The following is a 17,075-nucleotide window of genomic DNA, read 5'->3' on the forward strand; positions in this document are numbered from 1 at the left end:
ACATGCAGGGCAAGATCGAGATCGACCCGATGATCACCCACACCATGCCGCTCGACGACATCAACAAGGGCTTCGACCTCATGCACTCCGGTGAAAGCATCCGCAGCGTGGTGGTTTACTGATCCCACGACGGCAGCAGACCGCGCAGCGCCGCACAGTCCCCTGTGCGGCGTTTTGCATTGCGGGGGGCATGCCAAGGCTTACATTTACCGCCAGACCCGATTGAGAGGATCACGACATGAGTGACAGCACCTATACCCCGCCCGAAGTCTGGACATGGGAGGCCCCTTCTGGTGGGCAATTCGCCTCGATCAACCGCCCCATTTCAGGCGCGACCCATGACAAGGATCTGCCGGTGGGCCAGCATCCTTTTCAACTCTATTCGCTGGCCACGCCCAATGGCGTCAAGGTCACCGTGATGTTCGAAGAACTGCTCGCCGCCGGCCATGACGCCGAATATGACGCGTGGCGCATCGACATCAGCGAGGGCGATCAGTTCGGCTCTGGCTTTGTCGCGGTCAATCCCAATTCCAAGATCCCGGCACTGATGGACCACACCGGCGACACGCCCCTGCGCGTGTTCGAGAGCGCGTCGATCCTGATGCATCTGGCCGAGAAATTCGGGGCCTTCCTGCCCAGTGACGGGCCCGCGCGCACCGAAACGCTCAACTGGCTTTTCTGGCAGATGGGCAGCGCGCCTTACTTGGGCGGTGGATTTGGCCATTTCTACGCCTATGCGCCCGAGAAATGGCAATACCCCATCGACCGTTTCGCGATGGAGGTGAAGCGTCAACTTGACGTGCTCAACCGGCAACTGGCGACGCGTCCCTATATCGCGGGTGATGACTATACGATTGCCGATATGGCGATTTGGCCTTGGTATGGCCAGCTTTGCCTTGGGCGGCTTTATAATGCGGCGACGTTTCTGGATGTGGCCAGCTATAAACACGTCATGGCATGGGCGGAAAAGATTGACGCGCGCCCGGCGGTGAAGCGGGGCCGCATGGTCAACCGCAGCTTTGGAGAGCCGGAAATGCAATTGCACGAACGCCATTCGGCATCGGATTTCGAAACCCGCACACAGGACAAGATCGGCTGAGGATCCTGCCGCTGCGGCCCTGCCTGACAGGGCTGCAGCGCGCCGTTCTCAGCCCTCGTGCTCTGCCAACCACCGCTCGGCATCGAGGGCCGCCATACAGCCCATGCCCGCCGATGTGACCGCCTGACGATAGACGTGATCGGTCAGATCGCCCGCCGCAAAGACACCGGGGATCGAGGTGCGGGTGCTGCCCGGCACGACCTTGACATAGCCGCCGTTGTGCAGCTCGAGCTTGTCCTTGACCAACTCGCTCGCGGGCGCGTGGCCGATGGCGATGAACACGCCCTTGCAGGGGATTTCCGTGATCTCGCCGGTTTCGACATGGCGGACGCGCACGCCCTCCACGCCCTTGGGATTGTCGGTGCCAAAAACCTCGTCCAGCGTGTGAAACCACAGGGTTTCGATCTTGGGGTTCTTCATCAACCGGTCTTGCAGGATCTTTTCGGCGCGGAGTTCGTCGCGGCGATGGATGAGCGTGACCTTCGAGGCGAAATTGGTCAGAAAGAGCGCCTCTTCCACGGCGGTATTGCCGCCGCCGATCACCACGATTTCCTGCCCGCGATAAAAGAACCCGTCGCAGGTGGCGCAGGCCGAGACGCCAAAGCCCTTGAACGCCTCTTCCGACGGCAGGCCCAGCCATTTGGCGCGTGCGCCGGTGGCGAGGATCACGGCATCGGCGGTATAGGTGGTCCCGCTGTCACCCTTGGCCACAAAGGGGCGGCTGTCCAGATCGAGCGACGAAATGATGTCACCGATGATTTCACAGCCCATGGCCGATGCATGCGTCTGCATCCGTACCATCAGGTCCGGCCCCTGCACCTCGGTATCGCCGGGCCAGTTCTCGACTTCGGTCGTGGTGGTCAACTGCCCGCCCGGCTCGATCCCCTGCACGAGAATGGGCGAGAGCATGGCGCGGCTGGCATAGACGCCTGCGGTATAGCCGGCAGGGCCGGAACCGATGATCAGGCATTTGGTATGACGGGTGTCGGACATGGGCGCTCTCTCATGTGATCTGCGGATTTGGCGCATGATATAGCCCTCTGACGCGGGGCATGTAACCCCTTGCAGGGCGGATATGCACCGCCTGCCCTGGGCGTTATTCGGGAAATGATCTTGCGCATCAGCGAAACATAATTGCGCATGCAGGCCATGATGCTATAACAATCGCGAAATCGAACAAGGAGTCCCCCCAAATGGCCGCGTCCCGTCTTGATCCCATAGATCGCAAGATTCTGGCGGAGTTGCAGGCTGATGGCCGGATGACCAATGTGGAACTCGCCAAGCGTGTGGGTATTTCGGCGCCGCCCTGCCTGCGCCGGGTGCGCACGCTAGAAGAACAGGGTTATATCCGCGGCTATCACGCCAATGTGGACCCCCGCGAACTGGGGTTCGAGGTGCAGGTCTTTGCCATGGTCGGGTTGCAGAGCCAGGCCGAGGCGGATCTGAGCGCCTTTGAGGCGCGCTGCCGCGCCTGGCCGCTGGTGCGCGAATGCCATATGCTCAACGGCGAGGTGGATTTCATCCTCAAATGCGTGGCCCCCGATCTCAGCACCTTTCAGCGCTTTCTGACCGAGGAATTGACCGCCGCCGATAATGTCGCCAGCGTCAAGACATCGCTTGTCATTCGCGGGGCCAAGGACGAGCCCGGCGTGCCCTTTGAAATTCTCGAGGCGCGGCTCAGCCAGTCGGCCTGATCTCAGGCGACGCTCAGCGTATCGGGCGCATCGAGCGGCAGGCGCAGATGCGCCAGTGGGCCGAATTGATGCGGCTCCCGAATCTGCGGAAAGAACGACAGGAAGAGCGACAACATGCTCGGTCCCACGTCGCGCTCGAACCCGGCACCGGGGTGAAAACTCTCGACTTCCAGGCCGTTGGCCGTGATCAGCGCATGCCGCCGCAGCCAAAGGTGATAAAAGGTCACGGCACGCGGCGGGGTGACGCCAAAGGCGTGCATCCCATCGGCCAGCACATGCGCGGGGCTCAGCACGTGATCCGACCCGATGCTGGCGCGCAGATCGCGCGGGCGGGTGAGAATACGCGCGCCCGGACCCACAAGCAGATCGGCCATCGGCCGTGCGATGCCAAAGGCCTCGGCCATGATCCGCGTCAGCTTGACCGAACGGCTGGCAATATCCTCGCGCTGCAGCGTCATCCGGCCAATCCAGAGCACCGGCAGCGGCCCATGCGCAGAGGTCTGCAAGAGATCACCGGGCAGCAGGTCTTCGACGGCGACCGGCCCGCGCGTTGTGGTGATCAGCGTGCCGCGCGCGAATGCGGAATGTGCCGCGTCAAAGAGCGGGAGCGCCGGGGCCATCTGGTCGCGCTCTTCGATGCCCCCATCGGCCGTCAGCCAGAGGTTCGTGTAATGCCGCATCGGCAAGCGAGAGGGTTCAGGGCGCGCGGGAATGCTGCGCACAGGCGTCGCATAGGCGGCGTTGGCCGTCAGGCGGGGGATGCTCATTGCTGTGTCACCTCGAATTCAAGGATGTCACAACCGCGTCGGCCCCCACCGACAACGACAGATGGACAAATCTGTTTGTTTAGTCGGGTCAATATGCGGGAAGGACGGGCTTTGCGTCAAATTTTCGGTATAATTGTTCGCCGACCGTGGGCAGTGAGTGCAAAGCGCCGGGATTGTCGCCGCAGCGCCCAATCCGCTTGCCATAATTCCAAGGCATGTGAGCGAATCACTTTCGGCCTTGTCGTGCCGCTTGACGCAATCACGATCCTGACAGTATTCTAAAATTAGAATGTATGAACCACGCGCGGATCATGAGTCGCGCAGTCACGAAACCCATTTCAAATGGTGACGTTGGCCTTGGGCCCACGGGATTGGTGAAAATGAGATTTGGACGCTGGATGCGCAGACTGAGAGGGGTTGGCCTTGGGCCCGCGCTTCTTGTGCTATTGCTCAGCGTTCGGGTTGCCACCGCCGCCGCCGTCGATTGCCAGCACGAATTGGCGGATGCCGCCCGCTCCAACCTGCATGTGCAAGAGCAGATCAAGCTTGAGGCCGCCGCCCTTGGGGGCGAACTCTGTCTGGTCGAGGAACATCCCGGCGCGCTGTCCACGCCTGCCGCCGAGGCCGAGCATGACGGCCCGCATCTCAATACGCCCTGTCCTTTCTTCAAGTCGCAAGCGGCGCTGACAGAGGTGCGCATCGCGCCCGAGGCGCGGCATTTCAGTTTTTCGCGTGTCGTCCGTGTGTTCGACGATATGCGCGCGGCGGCGGGCGACCTGCCCGCCGGGTATAGCCCGCGCGCGCCGCCCGTGGTGGCCCTGGGATAGCTGGCATGCGTGCCACCGGGTCCACCCCGTGCGTCTCGCCGTTAAACGGCGAGGGGCCACTCCAGCGGGAACTTCGGTGACAGGGCAATACACCCTCGCATGATCGTTTCGCCATGCTTACCGCCATCCGGGCCGTCTCCAGCGGGCCAGATGGCGGGACAAGCACCGCAGCATCAGGCCCGATGTGGCCCATGCCAGCCCCGATTGGCCCGCCGAATGACCTCTGAGTGAGACCGTAATTCCCCAATTGATCGACGTCGTTATGTTCGAGGGCCTATTGGTGCCCCGCCCGACGCGCATCCACAAATAAAAGAGACCAAGACCATGACACAGGTTTTCCTGCGTGCCGGTGCATTTTGCGCCGCGCTCTGCCTATGCCTGAACGCGCCCGCCATGGCGCATGACGGTGACACGCCCCCCAAGGACGGGCTGCGGGTCAGCGTGACCGACCTGCCGCCGCTCCGCGCCGATGGCCATGCCCCCATCGGTGTGATGGGCGAACACCGCCACAAGACCGGTGAGGTGATGCTGTCCTATCGCTTCATGCACATGGATATGGAGGGCTATCGCAGCGGCACCAACGGCCTCAGCCCCGAACAGGTGGCGGTGACGCCCAATGCGTTCTTTGGCCTGCCGGGCCAGCCGCCCAATATCCGCATCGTGCCCACCAGCATGACGATGGATATGCATATGTTCGGCGCGATGTATGCCCCGAATGACCGCATCACCCTGATGGCGATGCTGCCCTATATCACCAAGCAGATGGATCACATCACCTTTGCCGGGCCTGCCGGGACCGTGCGGTTGGGCACGTTCAACACCCAATCCGAAGGCTGGGGCGATCTCAAGGTTTCCGCACTCTACGGCCTCAAGGACTGGGGCAATCACAAGCTGCATCTGAATTTCGGTTTCAGCCTGCCGACCGGGTCCACGACAGAGCGGGCAACCGTCCTGACGCCCGCCGGCACCTTTGCCAATATGCGCATGCCCTACGGGATGCAGCTTGGGTCCGGCACCTTCGATCTCTTGCCCGGCATCACCTATAGCGCGCGGTCGGGCAACACCGGTTGGGGCGCGCAACTGACCGGCGTGATCCGCACCGGCAAGAACAACGGCTATCACTTGGGCAATGAGGTGGCGTTGACCACATGGGCCAGCTATCAGCCGAAACCCTGGATCAGCCTCTCGGGCCGGATCGAGGCCAAGAGCGTGGGCGACATCAGCGGGCGCGATTCCCGCATGGTCGGCCCGTCGCCCACCCTCAACCCCAACAATTACGGCGGCGAGACGGTGACGCTCTTTGCCTCGGTCAATCTTGTTGCGCAAAAGGGGGCGTTGCGCGGGCACCGCTTGGCGCTCGAGATCGGCGCGCCGGTCTATCAGGATCTGAACGGTCTCCAGCTTGAAACCGACTGGACCACAACGCTTGGCTGGCAATACGCGTTCTGACACCCTTGGCGCGCGGTTCAGGCCGCGCGCCGTACCGTATCGGCAAGGTCGGACATATCCCTGCGTCCCAGTTGTGCCAGCGTCAGGCTGACCTCTTCGGTCATCACCTCCCACAGCCGGTTGAGACCGCGCTCGCCCCCCGCCGCCATCGCATAGAGCAACGGCCGCCCGAGAAAGGCGAAATTCGCGCCCATCGCATGTGCCTTGACGATATCCTCACCCGACCGCAGCCCGGAATCGAAAAACAGTGGAAACTCCGGCCCAAGCGACGCACGTATCTCGGCCAGCATCAAAATGGGCTCTGGCGCGGCATCGAGTTGTCGGCCCCCGTGACTGGACACCTGTATCGCATCGACCCCGGCCGCACGCAGCCGCACGGCATCCTCCACGTCCAGAACCCCCTTGATCACCAGTTTACCGGGCCAGGCCGCGCGCAGCCGGTCGAGATAGGACCAATCCGCCGCCGCACGGCTGGCTGTGCGGTCAAATCCCCCTTGCCGGAAATTCGCCATCTCCGGCTTGCCATGCCAGAGCGTGCCCAGCGACCAGCGCGGATGCAGCGCGAAATCGACGAATTGCCGGGGGCCGATCTTGAACGGCATCTTGAACCCGTGGCGCAATTCGCGCGGGCGTCGGCCCACCTCCGGCACATCGAGCGTGACGACAAGGGTCTGATACCCCGCCGCGCGTGCCCGCTCGACCAGCGCCATGGTGCCGCTGCCATCGCCGCTGAAATAGAGCTGAAACCACGCATGGCCCTCGGCCACCTCGATCATCCGTTCAAGCGGAGTAGAGGCGACGGTCGACACACCCAAGGGCACGCGATCCCGTGCCGCCAGTCGCGCCAGCATCAGGTCCGCCCCCGGCGTGCTGAGGTTGCACATGCCCATGGGCGTGATGCCAAAAGGCACCCGCGCCGCATGTCCGAACACATCGCAGGACAAATCCCGCGTGGTGACATTCCGCAAAACGCGCGGTTTCAGCCGCAGACCGCGCAGCGCCGCGCGATTGAGCGCCTCGCCATGCTCTGTACCCGCCGCCCCGTCGATATAGTCGAACACCATCCACGGCAGACGCCGCCGCGCCAGACGGCGGGCATCCTCGGCGGAATGGATGGCATCGGCCCCCATGCAGCCCCCTTAGCGCAGCACATGCACGGCGCAGGGCGCATGCCGCACCACCCGCGCCGCCGTGGAGCCCAAGAGAAAATCGCTCAAGCCCGGCTTGTGCGAGCCGACGATGATGCAATCCGCGCCGTGTTTCTCGGCGTAATCGGTGATGGCCCGCCCGGAATGACCGCGCAGCATCACAGGCGTCACATCGGACGCACCCGCCACCCGCTCGGCCAAGAGCGCCTGCGCCCGGCTATAGGCGCCTTCAACCACCTCTTCATCGAGATAGGCGCGCACAGAGCTTTGGACAGGTTCATAGGCATGGAGCGCGATGATCTCACCGCCTTCGGCGCGCAGGGCGCGGGCAATCTCCAGCGCGCTCTCGCTGATCCCATGTTCCAGCGACAGGCCGACAATGATCTTGCGATACATGGCACTTACTCCTCTTCAGAGGACAAGGATGATCTTGGGGCTGGTCACGCGACCGGCGCGAATATCGGCAAAGGCACCTGAGCCCTCGCTCAGCGCCCGTTCCTCGACCCAGTCGAGCGCGCCCAAACGCCCCTCGAACATCGCCTGCGCGCAGTCGCGGAAATCCTGCGCGGTATAGGTATAGGTGCCGATGAATGTGATCTCCTGCAGCGTCATGCGCCGGATATCGAGGCCCCCGGTGGATTGCCCCAGACCGATATGCACGATCACGCCACCGGGCCGCGCATGGGCCGAGGCCTGCGCGCGTGTGGCCTCATAGCCCACACCATCGACCACGATGTCGAACTGCTCAGCCGGGTCGAGCGCATCGGGCGCAAGCGTTTTCTGATCGCAGCGCAGGTCGAGATAGGCGCGCCGCGCCGCGTGCGGCTCGACCATCGTGACATCCATGATGCCCTGCGCGCCAAGGCTCAGCGCCGCGCCCAGACCAATCGCGCCGCCGCCCAGCACCAGCGCCCGGTGCGGGCCATCGCCCAGCACCGCCCGCCCCAGCCGCACCGCATGCCAGCCGCAGGCAATCGGTTCGGCCAAGGCCGCCTGATGGGTGGTCACATGATCGGGCAGGGGCACCAGATTGCGCTCGGGCATCGCCAGCAGCCCGGCAAAGGCCCCCTCGCGCGGCGGCATGGAAATAATCTGCCGCGTGCTGCACAGGTTGTCACGCCCCGCCCGACAGGCCGGGCAGGTGCCGCATGTCACCAGCGGATTGACCGTCACGCGCGCGCCCGTCATGGCCCCGCTCAGCACCACACCTGCCGCCTCATGGCCCAGAACCAGTGGTGCCGGGCGGCGCTCGTCATGGCCCAGATAGGCGTGCATGTCCGAGCCGCAGATGCCCACGCTCTCCACCCGGATCAGGGCTTCGCCGTCTTGCGGCACCGGGTCCGCCACCTCGCGATACTCTAACGCCTCTGGCCCGGTATAGACTAAAGCCTTCATTTCGCGGTGAACCCCCCGTCGAGCATCAAAATTTGCCCGGTGACATAGTTTGACGCCTCCGAGCATAGAAAGAGCAGCGGCCCATCCATATCCTCGGGCTCGCCATTGCGCCCGATACAGGTCTGCGCCGCATTGCGCGCCGCGCGCTCCGGGTCGTTAAAGACCGGCGCTGTCAGTTCGGTGCGCACGAAACCGGGGGCCAGCGCATTGACGTTGATGCCGTGGCGCGACCACGCCTCGGCCATTGCGCGGGTCATCTGCGCCACGCCGCCCTTGCTCGCGCCATAGGCGATGCCGCCGGGAAAGGCGCGGAACGATTGCAACGACGCGAAATTGACGATCCGGCCCCAGCCCTTGTTCCGCATCGCAGGCACAAGATGCTGGCTCAGGAAAAACGGCGCGGTGAGGTTCAGCGCCAGCGTCACATCCCAGCCCTCGGGCGTCACCTCATCCGCCACCTGTCGGGTGTTGATGCCCGCCGCATGCACCACGATGTCCGGTGCGCCAAACGGCTCTGCCGCGCGCCGCGCCAGATCGGCCAGACCATCGCGATCCGCCAAATCCTGCGCGATCACCGCCCCGTTTGCGCCCACCTCCGCCTGCCAGCCCGCCAGCGCATCGGCGCGGCGGGCCACGCCGACCACCTGCGCGCCGTGCTGTGCCAGAATCGTGGCCGCCCGCCGACCAAGGCCGGAACTGGCCCCTGTCACCAGCGCCACCCGGCCTGCGACGTCGAATAGCCCGCGTTCAGCCATTGGCGGTCAGGTCGAATGTTTCATCGGGGAAATACTTGCGCAGGCGAATGTCTGCGGTGCGGGCATGGCCCTCCATTCCCTCCAGCCGCGAAATCCGCGCGGTGGCCTCGGCCACGGGCTTGGCCCCTTCGCGGGTGGCGCGCTGCCATGTGACGATCTTCATGTATTTATGCACGCTGAGGCCACCGGTGTAGCTGGCCGCGCCCGAGGTAGGCAACACATGGTTGGTGCCCGACGCCTTGTCGCCAAAGGCCACAGTGGTTTCCTCGCCCAGGAAAAGCGAGCCATAGCAGGTCAACCGCCCCAGCCACCAATCCAGATCCTCGGCCTGCACCGTCAGGTGCTCGGGCGCGTAGTCGTCCGAGGTGGCCGCCATTTCCTCGCGGTCCGCGCAGAGGATCACCTCGGCATAATCGCGCCACGCGGCGGCGGCGTTGTCGCGGTTCACCTCGGGCAGATCGGCGATGAGATCGGGCACAAGGCGCATGACCTCTTCGGCCAGCGGACGGTCGTCCGTCACCAGCCAGACGGGCGAGTTATAGCCATGCTCGGCCTGTCCCACGAGGTCGGTGGCCACCACCATCGGATCGGCGGTGCCATCCGCGAGGATGAGGCTGTCGGTCGGGCCTGCGATCATGTCGATGCCGACGCGGCCAAAGAGGATGCGCTTGGCCTCGGCCACGAACTGATTGCCGGGGCCGACAAGGATATTGGCCGGGGGCAGGCCAAAGAGACCAAAGGTCATCGCGGCCACACCCTGCACGCCGCCCATGGCCATGATCACATCGGCCCCGCAGATATGCGCCGCATAAATGATCGCCGGGGCCACGCCCACGCCGGGGCGGGGCGGCGAGCAGGCGACGATATGCTTGCAGCCTGCCACCTTGGCGGTGGTCACGGTCATGATGGCGCTGGCGATATGGCTATAGCGCCCGCCCGGCACATAGCAGCCCGCCGCATGGACGGGGATGCTCTTTTGCCCGGCAATCAGCCCCGGCACCACTTCGATTTCGATGTCCCGCAGCGTCTCGCGCTGGGCCTCCGCGAAGCGGCGCACATTGGAATGGGCGAATTCTATATCGCGCTTGAGTTTTTCCGGCACCAGCGCCGTGGCGGCGGCAATCTCTTCGGGCGTCAGGATGATGTTGCCCTCATAGCGGTCGAACTTGGCGGCATACTCCAGCGCCACCTTGTCGCCACCCGCCTCGATGTCGGCCAGGATCCCCTGCACCGTCTCATGCACATCACCGGCATTGGAGGTCGAGGTAAGGGTTGCTTTCTTCAGGTATTCACGGGTCATGGTAGGGTCCTATTTGTAGACATCGGGGAGCATCGTGGTCGAAATCGCCGGGATATAGGCAATCAGCAGCACCACGATCAGCATGAAGAAGACAAAGGGCACCGCCCGCCACGCGATCCGCAGGATGGATTCGCCGGTGATGCCCGACACGACAAAGAGGTTGAGGCCAAGCGGCGGCGTGATGAATCCCACACCCAGCGCGGTGATCATCATGATGCAGAACTGGATTTCATTCATGCCGATATTGTCGGCCAGCGGCTTCAGAATGGGGGCGAGGATGACGATATTGGGCGTCGTCTCCATCACGCAGCCCGCCGCGATCAGGATCAGGATCATCAAGAGGATGAGCGTCGCCGGATCGTCCGTCAGCCCGGTCACAGCGGTCACGAACCCCTGCGGCACACCCATGATCGCCAACGCCTGCGCCAGCGGCAGCGAAAAGGCGATGATCGGCAGGATCACCCCGTTGACCTTGGCCGAACTGATCAGCATGGCCGGAAAATCCGCCAGCTTGAGCGTGCCAAGGATAAAGCCAAGGATCACCGTGACAATGACCGCAGTCGCGCCCGCCTCGGTCGGCGTCAGCCGCCCCGAAAAGATGCCGTAGAAAATGATCCCCGGCACGATGAAGGCATACCAGCCCGACGCCAGCGCACGGCCCAGATTGGCAAAATACTCACTAAACCCGATATTGCCGCCGCCCTCATAGCCATAGATGCGATTGACCACGATATTGGTGATCAGGATCGACAAGAGGATCAGCATCCCCGGAATGAGCGCGGCCATGAACAGGGTCGAGGCGGAAATGCCCAGCACCAGACCGATGATGATATAGGCGATGGAGGGCGGGATGAGGATGCCGGTGCAGGCCCCAGCCGCCACCAGCGCGCAGGCATAGGGGCGCGGGTATCCGCTTTCGACCAGCCGGTCGATGGTCATCCGGCCGACCGCCGCCGCCCCCGCCGCATCCGACCCCGAGATGGCCGAGAACATCCCGCAGACAAGCACCGTAGCCGAGCCGAAACCGCCCTTGGCAAACTGTGTCAGGGCCTCTGCCACGTTCAGGAACTTGCGGCTGAGGCCGGTGCGCACCAGCACGTCGCCGGTCAGGATGAAGAGCGGCACAGCCGTCAGCGCAAAGGCATCGATCCCGTCAAACAGGCTCTCGCCCACAAGGCTGAGCGGCAGCGCGCCGGACCACATCAGCATGACGATCGCAGCTGATCCGATAGCGGCCCAGACGGGCACCGCCAAGGCCACCAGCACCACGAACAGGATCACCGGCCCGTAAAAATCCCAGCCCAGATCGACGGTTTGCGCAAAGGTATTCCACATGATCAGCGCCCCTCAGTCGAATAGCTGATTGCCTTCGTGCACGGGCGTCCCGTCACGAAGGGCGCGCAGATCGCGCAGGAAGGATTGCACAAGGCGCAACAGCATGAGGCCAAAGCCCACCGGCACCGCCAAGAGGAACCACACCATCGACACCCGCAACCCGGCACTGACCGAGCCGAACTTGGCTGAAACCAGCACCGTCTCCCAGGACCAGTAGAGCGCCACGATGGCCACCGCCGCCATCACCAGATCACCGAGGATATAAAGCGCCGCCTTCATGCGCGGCCCGACATAATGCATGATCACGTCGATGCGGATATGCGCGCGTTCGCGCACCGCCGCCGCCGCCCCGATCCACGCCAGATAGATAAAGGCATAGCGCACGATCTCTTCGCCCCAGACCGAGGAATAGGCGAATACCTCGCGCCGGATCACCTCGATCGCCATGGTGACGACCAGCATCATGTAAAAGATCAGAAGCGCCCATCGCTCCAGATTGCGGTCGAGTGTGCTGAGCATGTCAAACCTCTCCGGTTCGGGGCGCGCATGGCGGCCCCGGCCGTTCTGTCGTTCTCATTGCATAGACCGGGCGCGGCGGTCATGCGTGCGCCCGGCCGCTCATGGCTCAGGCGTCGTGGACGTAGTATTTGCCCTTTGTGCCCGCCGCCTCGACCAGCTTGTCAAAGGTCTCCATCGACCCGGCCAGCTCGGTCTTGAAGCTGTCCCATTCCGAGCGCTGATAGCCCACGGTGTCTTTCCACTCGGCCATTTGATCGTCACTTAGCGAATGGAACTCCACGCCGGATTTATTCATCTCTGCCATGGCAAAGGTGCGCGCCGACGGCACCTTGGCAAGGTTCTGGTGAAAGCTCATCTCGGACGCCCATTCAATCGCCTCCTGCACATCGGCGGGCAGGCTGTTGAACCATTCGAGGTTGCAGGCATAGGTCTGACTGTCCGGCACCGCCTGGGTAAAGGTGACGTGGCTCAGAATATCCTTGAAGCCAAAGGCATAGAGCGCGCCCACCGAAGGATCAAGCGCATCGGCCACACCCTGCTTGATGGCCGAAGGCGTTTCACCCCAGGCGACCGGCGTCGGATTGGCACCGCCCATGCGGTAGAACTGCTGCAACATATTTGAGCCGGGCACGCGGAACTTGACCCCCTGCAAATCCGCAGGTGTCATGATCGGCCCGCCGCCGCCCTTGCGCACCGCCATCACACGCGGGTCGATGCAGAAATAGAACATCGGCTTGAATCCCCGCGCCTCGACCAGCGCATTCACCTCTTTCTTCCAGATGTCAGAGGTCACAAGATTGACGAAGCGCTGATTGGCCCCGCAGAAATAGGGCATGTTGATCAGGTCCACCGCCGGGGCGAACGGGGCAAAATTGGAGAGTGAGAATTGCCCGGCATTAATCGTGCCGCCCTGCACCTTCTGCGCCAACGCCGAACCCACGCCCAACTGTCCACCGGGGGCCAGCTTGACGTAAATCTTGCCGTTCGAGGCGTTTTGCAGGTTCTCCTTCACGTCGAGCTGCATCATCGGATAGCTGCGCGTGGTGCCTACCACATATTCCGTGGCCAGCGTCATCACATGCTCTGCCGCCGCCTCACGCTCGCGCTCTTCATTGGCGGTCTGTGCGCTTGCTTCGGATGACCACAGCGTGCCCGCCGCCGCCGCGACAACCGCGGCGGTAAAGCTGCCGGTGGTTGCCAGTTTCAGGAAATTGCGCCGCTCCTCGGACGCAAGCTCTTTGCTCTCTTCGTTCATTCGTATCTCCTCCCTGAGATTTGGTTTTATTTTCCGCGCTTGCGCGCCGCCTCGCTCCTCAACGTGGCGACGACAAAGGTCACGACCGCCGCCAAGAGCAGCAGCATCTCCCCCACACCTGTCAGAAACGCGGCATTGGCAAAGGCCCCCAGCGCTACATTCGCGCCGAAGACACCGAACAGGATCAATGCGGCAAACAGGAACATGCGGCCCTCCCTCTCGCCGGATTTGCCGACGATTCGAGAGAAATGTAAGCGCTTACATATTTTCGCGCAAGCTGTTATATTCCTGAAATCCCGTTACAGACGGGCAGAGTTCGACACAAATACTCCGGGCCACAGGATGAATCGACGCCTCTCAGACAGCGCTCCCAACCTGCCCACGCTGGCCGATGTCGCGCGGGTGGCGGGGGTCTCGACCGCCACTGTCTCGCGTTGCCTCAACTCCCCCGCGCAGGTGCAGACGGCCACGCGCGACCGGGTCCTGAGCGCCGTCGCGGCCCTTGGGTATTCCCCCAATTTCGGCGCGCGCGCCTTGGCCGCGCGGCGCACCGGCATCATCGGCGCGATTATCCCGACGATGGAGAACGCAATCTTTGCCCGCGCCATCCAGGCCTTTCAGGAGGAATTGCACCTCAGCGGCCAGACACTTCTGGTCGCCTCCTCCTCCTACAGCCCCGAGATCGAGGCGGATCAGATTCGCACCCTTGTGGCGCGCGGCGCGGATGCGCTCTTGCTCATCGGCCATGACCGCGATCCCGGTATCTACGCCTTTCTCGAACAGCGCGGCGTGCCGGTGTTGATCGCTTGGGCCTTTGATCCGGCACAGGCCCGCCCCTCGATCGGTTTTGACAATCGTCGCGCCATGGCGGGCTTGGCACAAGAGGTGCTGCAACTCGGGCACCGGAACATCGGCATGATTTCCGCACATGCGGCGGGCAACGACCGCGCCCGCGACCGGATTGCCGGGGTGCGCGATGCCTTGCGCGACTGCGGGCTGGACCCCTCCGCGTTGCACCTGCAGGAAACGCCCTACAGCATCGCCAACGGGGCCGCGGCGATGGCGCGGCTCATGGCGCTGCCCACGCCCCCGACCGTCGTGATCTGCGGCAATGACGTGCTCGCGGTGGGCGCTTTGCAGATGGCGCGCCAGCTTGGCCTCAGCGTGCCGCAGGATGTCTCGATCACCGGCTTTGACGATATCGAGATTGCGACCGTGGTCGATCCGGCCCTGACAACCGTGCATGTCCCGCACCGTGACATGGGGCGCGCTGCGGCGCAACTCTTGGTCGACATGGTCGGCGGTGGCGTGGCCCCGGCACCCGTCTGTCTCGAGACAGAAATTTGCTTTCGCGGCACGCTCGCCGCCCCCCGGACATGAAAAAGCCCGCCATCGGGCGGGCTTTCCCTGACAAGCGCGTGTCACTCAGACAAAGAACTGCGCGCCATTGGCCGAAATGGTCGAGCCGTTGATAAAGCTGGCATCCTCGGACACAAGGAACGTCACGCAGCGTGCGATTTCCTCGGGCTCGCCCAGACGGCCTGCCGGAATCATGCCGATGATCTTTTCCCGCACGGCTTCGGGCACGGCCATGACCATTTCCGTGGCGATATAGCCGGGGCAGATGGCATTGGCGGTGATGCCCTTGGCCGCACCCTCTTGGGCCAGCGACTTGATGATGCCCAGATCGCCCGCCTTGGTCGCCGCATAGTTGACCTGACCGAACTGGCCCTTTTGCCCGTTGATCGAGGAAATCACCACGATCCGGCCAAAGCCACGGTCGCGCATGCCCGACCAGACCGGGTGCACGGTGTTGAACACGCCTGTCAGGTTGGTGTCGATTACCTCTTTCCACTGCTGCGGCGTCATCTTGTGGAACGGCGCATCGCGGGTGATGCCGGCATTGGCGATCACGATGTCGATCGGGCCCAGTTCCGCCTCAACCTGCGCGATGCCATCCTTGGAGCTGTCATAATCCGCCACGTTCCACTTATAGGTCTTGATGCCGGTTTCCTCGGTGAATTTGGCGGCGGCCTCATCATTGCCCGCATAGGTCGCGGCGACGGTATAGCCCTCCTCCTTGAGCGCCTTGGAAATGGCGGCGCCGATTCCACGAGAGCCCCCGGTGACGAGTGCGGTTCTTGCCATGATATCCTCCAATATGGCTGGTGCGTTGAAACTTGGTTATCGGTTTGAGTTGAATTGCGCAATATTGTTGCGCGATAAATTTTCTGCGATGCGGCTATTTTCGGCGCGGCATGAAAAAGGGCACCGTGCGGGGTGCCCTTGATCCTGTCTCAGACCGCGCCCGCGCGCTTCACGGACGCTCGACGCAGAGGGCAACGCCCATGCCGCCGCCGATGCAGAGCGTGGCCAGACCCTTCTTGGCCCCGCGTCGTTTCATCTCAAAGAGCAGCGTGTTCAGCACGCGACAGCCCGAGGCACCAATCGGGTGGCCAATCGCAATCGCGCCGCCGTTCACATTGACGATGGCCGGATCCCAGCCCATTTCCTTGTTGACCGCACAGGCCTGCGCGGCAAAGGCCTCGTTCGCTTCTACCAGATCAAGATCGGCCACGCTCCAACCGGCCTTGGCCAGCGCTTTGCGGCTGGCATGGATCGGACCCACGCCCATGATCGACGGATCAAGCCCGGCGGTGGCATAGGATGCAATCCGCGCCAGCGGTTCGATTCCACGGCGCTCGGCCTCATCGGCACTCATCAAGAGGGTTGCCGCCGCGCCGTCATTCAGACCGCTCGCATTGGCGGCCGTGACCGACCCATCCTTGGTAAAGGCGGGGCGCAGCTTTTGCATGGCGTCGATCGTGGCACCGTGGCGGATGTATTCATCCTTGTCGACGATGATTTCGCCCTTTCGCGTCTTGACGGCAAAGGCGATCACCTCGTCGTCAAACTTGCCCGCCTTCTGCGCGGCTTCAGCCTTGTTTTGGCTGGCCACGGCGAATTCGTCCTGCATGTCGCGGGTGATCTGCCACTGGTCGGCCACGTTTTCGGCGGTCTGACCCATGTGATAGCCGTTGAACGCATCCCACAGACCGTCGCGAATCATCGTGTCGATATAGGTCATGTCGCCCATCTTGTGACCGGCGCGCAGATAGGCGGCATGGGGGCTCAGCGTCATGTTTTCCTGACCACCGGCGCAAACGATGGCGGCATCGCCCAGCTGGATATGCTGTGCGCCCAGCGCCACGGCCCGCAGACCCGAGCCACAGACCTGATTGATGCTCCAGGCTGCGGATTCAATTGGCAAACCGGCATTGATATGCGCCTGGCGCGCCGGGTTCTGGCCCTGCGCGGCGGTCAGCACCTGACCGAGAATCGTCTCAGAGACTTCGCTCTTTTCAATACCCGCGCGGGCAACCACCGCCTCAAGCACGGCTGCGCCCAGATCATGCGCCGGCGTATTTGCGAACGCGCCGCCAAAGGAACCCACAGCGGTGCGCGCTGCGGATGCGATTACTACATTGGTCATCTATGTCCTCCACCAGGATTTGCCGGACGGGAGTGTGGC

General features: G+C 63.3%; 18 protein-coding genes and 1 pseudogene. 6 read left to right on the forward strand and 13 right to left on the reverse strand.

Annotation, left to right across the window (positions count from 1 at the left end):
* Positions 1-122, forward strand: a pseudogene (locus AACZ65_RS17220) (S-(hydroxymethyl)glutathione dehydrogenase); the annotation flags it as partial.
* A gap of 116 nt (positions 123-238) precedes the next feature.
* Positions 239-1,099: a glutathione-dependent disulfide-bond oxidoreductase gene (gene yghU, locus AACZ65_RS17225; protein WP_339672961.1), complete on the forward strand. Its 861-nt coding sequence runs from the start codon at positions 239-241 to the stop codon at positions 1,097-1,099.
* A 48-nt stretch (positions 1,100-1,147) separates the two neighbouring features.
* On the opposite strand, the gene trxB is transcribed toward yghU, so the two are convergent.
* Positions 1,148-2,092 carry a thioredoxin-disulfide reductase gene (trxB, locus tag AACZ65_RS17230; protein WP_339672963.1) on the reverse strand — a complete coding sequence of 315 codons (945 nt, stop codon included), beginning with the start codon at positions 2,090-2,092 and terminating at the stop codon, positions 1,148-1,150.
* A 200-nt stretch (positions 2,093-2,292) separates the two neighbouring features.
* On the opposite strand from trxB, the gene AACZ65_RS17235 reads away from it, so the two are divergent.
* On the forward strand, positions 2,293-2,793 hold the full coding sequence (locus AACZ65_RS17235) for an Lrp/AsnC family transcriptional regulator (RefSeq protein WP_297541733.1): 501 nt from the start codon (positions 2,293-2,295) through the stop codon (positions 2,791-2,793).
* 2 nt (positions 2,794-2,795) lie between these two features.
* Here AACZ65_RS17235 and AACZ65_RS17240 read toward each other — a convergent pair whose 3' ends face one another.
* Complete coding sequence (locus tag AACZ65_RS17240; RefSeq protein WP_339672966.1) at positions 2,796-3,560, reverse strand: Hint domain-containing protein; 765 nt, start codon at positions 3,558-3,560, stop codon at positions 2,796-2,798.
* Positions 3,561-3,958: 398 nt separating this feature from the next.
* Between AACZ65_RS17240 and AACZ65_RS17245 the strand changes: the two genes are divergently transcribed.
* The gene (locus AACZ65_RS17245; protein WP_297541729.1) at positions 3,959-4,387 is read left to right on the forward strand and encodes a hypothetical protein; all 429 of its coding nucleotides are present in this window, start codon (positions 3,959-3,961) and stop codon (positions 4,385-4,387) included.
* 324 nt (positions 4,388-4,711) lie between these two features.
* Positions 4,712-5,836 carry a transporter gene (locus tag AACZ65_RS17250; RefSeq protein WP_339672970.1) on the forward strand — a complete coding sequence of 375 codons (1,125 nt, stop codon included), beginning with the start codon at positions 4,712-4,714 and terminating at the stop codon, positions 5,834-5,836.
* 17 nt (positions 5,837-5,853) lie between these two features.
* Here AACZ65_RS17250 and AACZ65_RS17255 read toward each other — a convergent pair whose 3' ends face one another.
* The 9 genes from AACZ65_RS17255 to AACZ65_RS17295 all read right to left on the reverse strand — a co-directional run bounded on the left by AACZ65_RS17255 (position 5,854) and on the right by AACZ65_RS17295 (position 13,749).
* Positions 5,854-6,966 carry an alpha-hydroxy acid oxidase gene (locus tag AACZ65_RS17255; protein WP_339672972.1) on the reverse strand — a complete coding sequence of 371 codons (1,113 nt, stop codon included), beginning with the start codon at positions 6,964-6,966 and terminating at the stop codon, positions 5,854-5,856.
* Between the two features lie 9 nt (positions 6,967-6,975).
* The gene (locus AACZ65_RS17260; RefSeq protein WP_296633354.1) at positions 6,976-7,380 is read right to left on the reverse strand and encodes a universal stress protein; all 405 of its coding nucleotides are present in this window, start codon (positions 7,378-7,380) and stop codon (positions 6,976-6,978) included.
* Between the two features lie 15 nt (positions 7,381-7,395).
* Positions 7,396-8,379, reverse strand: a complete 984-nt coding sequence (locus tag AACZ65_RS17265; protein WP_339672976.1) for an alcohol dehydrogenase catalytic domain-containing protein — start codon at positions 8,377-8,379, stop codon at positions 7,396-7,398.
* Entirely contained in the window at positions 8,376-9,134 is a 759-nt protein-coding gene (locus AACZ65_RS17270) for an SDR family oxidoreductase (RefSeq protein WP_339672978.1), read from the reverse strand. The genes AACZ65_RS17265 and AACZ65_RS17270 overlap by 4 nt, the downstream gene beginning before the upstream one ends.
* Positions 9,127-10,434 carry a histidinol dehydrogenase gene (hisD, locus tag AACZ65_RS17275; protein ID WP_339672980.1) on the reverse strand — a complete coding sequence of 436 codons (1,308 nt, stop codon included), beginning with the start codon at positions 10,432-10,434 and terminating at the stop codon, positions 9,127-9,129. The genes AACZ65_RS17270 and hisD overlap by 8 nt, the downstream gene beginning before the upstream one ends.
* A 9-nt stretch (positions 10,435-10,443) precedes the next feature.
* Positions 10,444-11,772, reverse strand: a complete 1,329-nt coding sequence (locus AACZ65_RS17280) for a TRAP transporter large permease (protein ID WP_339673022.1) — start codon at positions 11,770-11,772, stop codon at positions 10,444-10,446.
* Positions 11,773-11,781: 9 nt separating this feature from the next.
* Positions 11,782-12,288, reverse strand: coding sequence for a TRAP transporter small permease (locus tag AACZ65_RS17285; protein WP_296631747.1), 507 nt, complete (start codon positions 12,286-12,288; stop codon positions 11,782-11,784).
* Positions 12,289-12,394: 106 nt separating this feature from the next.
* On the reverse strand, positions 12,395-13,543 hold the full coding sequence (locus AACZ65_RS17290; RefSeq protein WP_037270266.1) for a TRAP transporter substrate-binding protein: 1,149 nt from the start codon (positions 13,541-13,543) through the stop codon (positions 12,395-12,397).
* Between the two features lie 26 nt (positions 13,544-13,569).
* Entirely contained in the window at positions 13,570-13,749 is a 180-nt protein-coding gene (locus tag AACZ65_RS17295) for a hypothetical protein (RefSeq protein ID WP_037270264.1), read from the reverse strand.
* A 136-nt stretch (positions 13,750-13,885) separates the two neighbouring features.
* Between AACZ65_RS17295 and AACZ65_RS17300 the strand changes: the two genes are divergently transcribed.
* Positions 13,886-14,923 carry a LacI family DNA-binding transcriptional regulator gene (locus tag AACZ65_RS17300; RefSeq protein WP_339672985.1) on the forward strand — a complete coding sequence of 346 codons (1,038 nt, stop codon included), beginning with the start codon at positions 13,886-13,888 and terminating at the stop codon, positions 14,921-14,923.
* Positions 14,924-14,968: 45 nt separating this feature from the next.
* Here AACZ65_RS17300 and phbB read toward each other — a convergent pair whose 3' ends face one another.
* A complete protein-coding gene (phbB, locus tag AACZ65_RS17305) occupies positions 14,969-15,691 on the reverse strand; it encodes an acetoacetyl-CoA reductase (RefSeq protein ID WP_037270259.1) in 723 nt (240 codons plus the stop codon).
* Positions 15,692-15,860: 169 nt separating this feature from the next.
* Complete coding sequence (locus tag AACZ65_RS17310) at positions 15,861-17,036, reverse strand: acetyl-CoA C-acetyltransferase (protein WP_339672988.1); 1,176 nt, start codon at positions 17,034-17,036, stop codon at positions 15,861-15,863.
* Positions 17,037-17,075 lie beyond the last annotated feature (39 nt).

The organism is uncultured Roseovarius sp. (assembly GCF_963972555.1).
GTDB lineage: Bacteria > Pseudomonadota > Alphaproteobacteria > Rhodobacterales > Rhodobacteraceae > Roseovarius > Roseovarius mucosus.

Bases quoted from the DNA above. Each gene is read 5' to 3' on its own strand.
- yghU (WP_339672961.1), top strand. From the start codon at position 239: ATGAGTGACAGCACCTATACCCCGCCCGAAGTCTGGACATGGGAGGCC.
- trxB (WP_339672963.1), bottom strand. From the start codon at position 2,092: ATGTCCGACACCCGTCATACCAAATGCCTGATCATCGGTTCCGGCCCT.
- AACZ65_RS17235 (WP_297541733.1), top strand. From the start codon at position 2,293: ATGGCCGCGTCCCGTCTTGATCCCATAGATCGCAAGATTCTGGCGGAG.
- AACZ65_RS17240 (WP_339672966.1), bottom strand. From the start codon at position 3,560: ATGAGCATCCCCCGCCTGACGGCCAACGCCGCCTATGCGACGCCTGTG.
- AACZ65_RS17245 (WP_297541729.1), top strand. From the start codon at position 3,959: ATGCGCAGACTGAGAGGGGTTGGCCTTGGGCCCGCGCTTCTTGTGCTA.
- AACZ65_RS17250 (WP_339672970.1), top strand. From the start codon at position 4,712: ATGACACAGGTTTTCCTGCGTGCCGGTGCATTTTGCGCCGCGCTCTGC.
- AACZ65_RS17255 (WP_339672972.1), bottom strand. From the start codon at position 6,966: ATGGGGGCCGATGCCATCCATTCCGCCGAGGATGCCCGCCGTCTGGCG.
- AACZ65_RS17260 (WP_296633354.1), bottom strand. From the start codon at position 7,380: ATGTATCGCAAGATCATTGTCGGCCTGTCGCTGGAACATGGGATCAGC.
- AACZ65_RS17265 (WP_339672976.1), bottom strand. From the start codon at position 8,379: ATGAAGGCTTTAGTCTATACCGGGCCAGAGGCGTTAGAGTATCGCGAG.
- AACZ65_RS17270 (WP_339672978.1), bottom strand. From the start codon at position 9,134: ATGGCTGAACGCGGGCTATTCGACGTCGCAGGCCGGGTGGCGCTGGTG.
- hisD (WP_339672980.1), bottom strand. From the start codon at position 10,434: ATGACCCGTGAATACCTGAAGAAAGCAACCCTTACCTCGACCTCCAAT.
- AACZ65_RS17285 (WP_296631747.1), bottom strand. From the start codon at position 12,288: ATGCTCAGCACACTCGACCGCAATCTGGAGCGATGGGCGCTTCTGATC.
- AACZ65_RS17290 (WP_037270266.1), bottom strand. From the start codon at position 13,543: ATGAACGAAGAGAGCAAAGAGCTTGCGTCCGAGGAGCGGCGCAATTTC.
- AACZ65_RS17295 (WP_037270264.1), bottom strand. From the start codon at position 13,749: ATGTTCCTGTTTGCCGCATTGATCCTGTTCGGTGTCTTCGGCGCGAAT.
- AACZ65_RS17300 (WP_339672985.1), top strand. From the start codon at position 13,886: ATGAATCGACGCCTCTCAGACAGCGCTCCCAACCTGCCCACGCTGGCC.
- phbB (WP_037270259.1), bottom strand. From the start codon at position 15,691: ATGGCAAGAACCGCACTCGTCACCGGGGGCTCTCGTGGAATCGGCGCC.
- AACZ65_RS17310 (WP_339672988.1), bottom strand. From the start codon at position 17,036: ATGACCAATGTAGTAATCGCATCCGCAGCGCGCACCGCTGTGGGTTCC.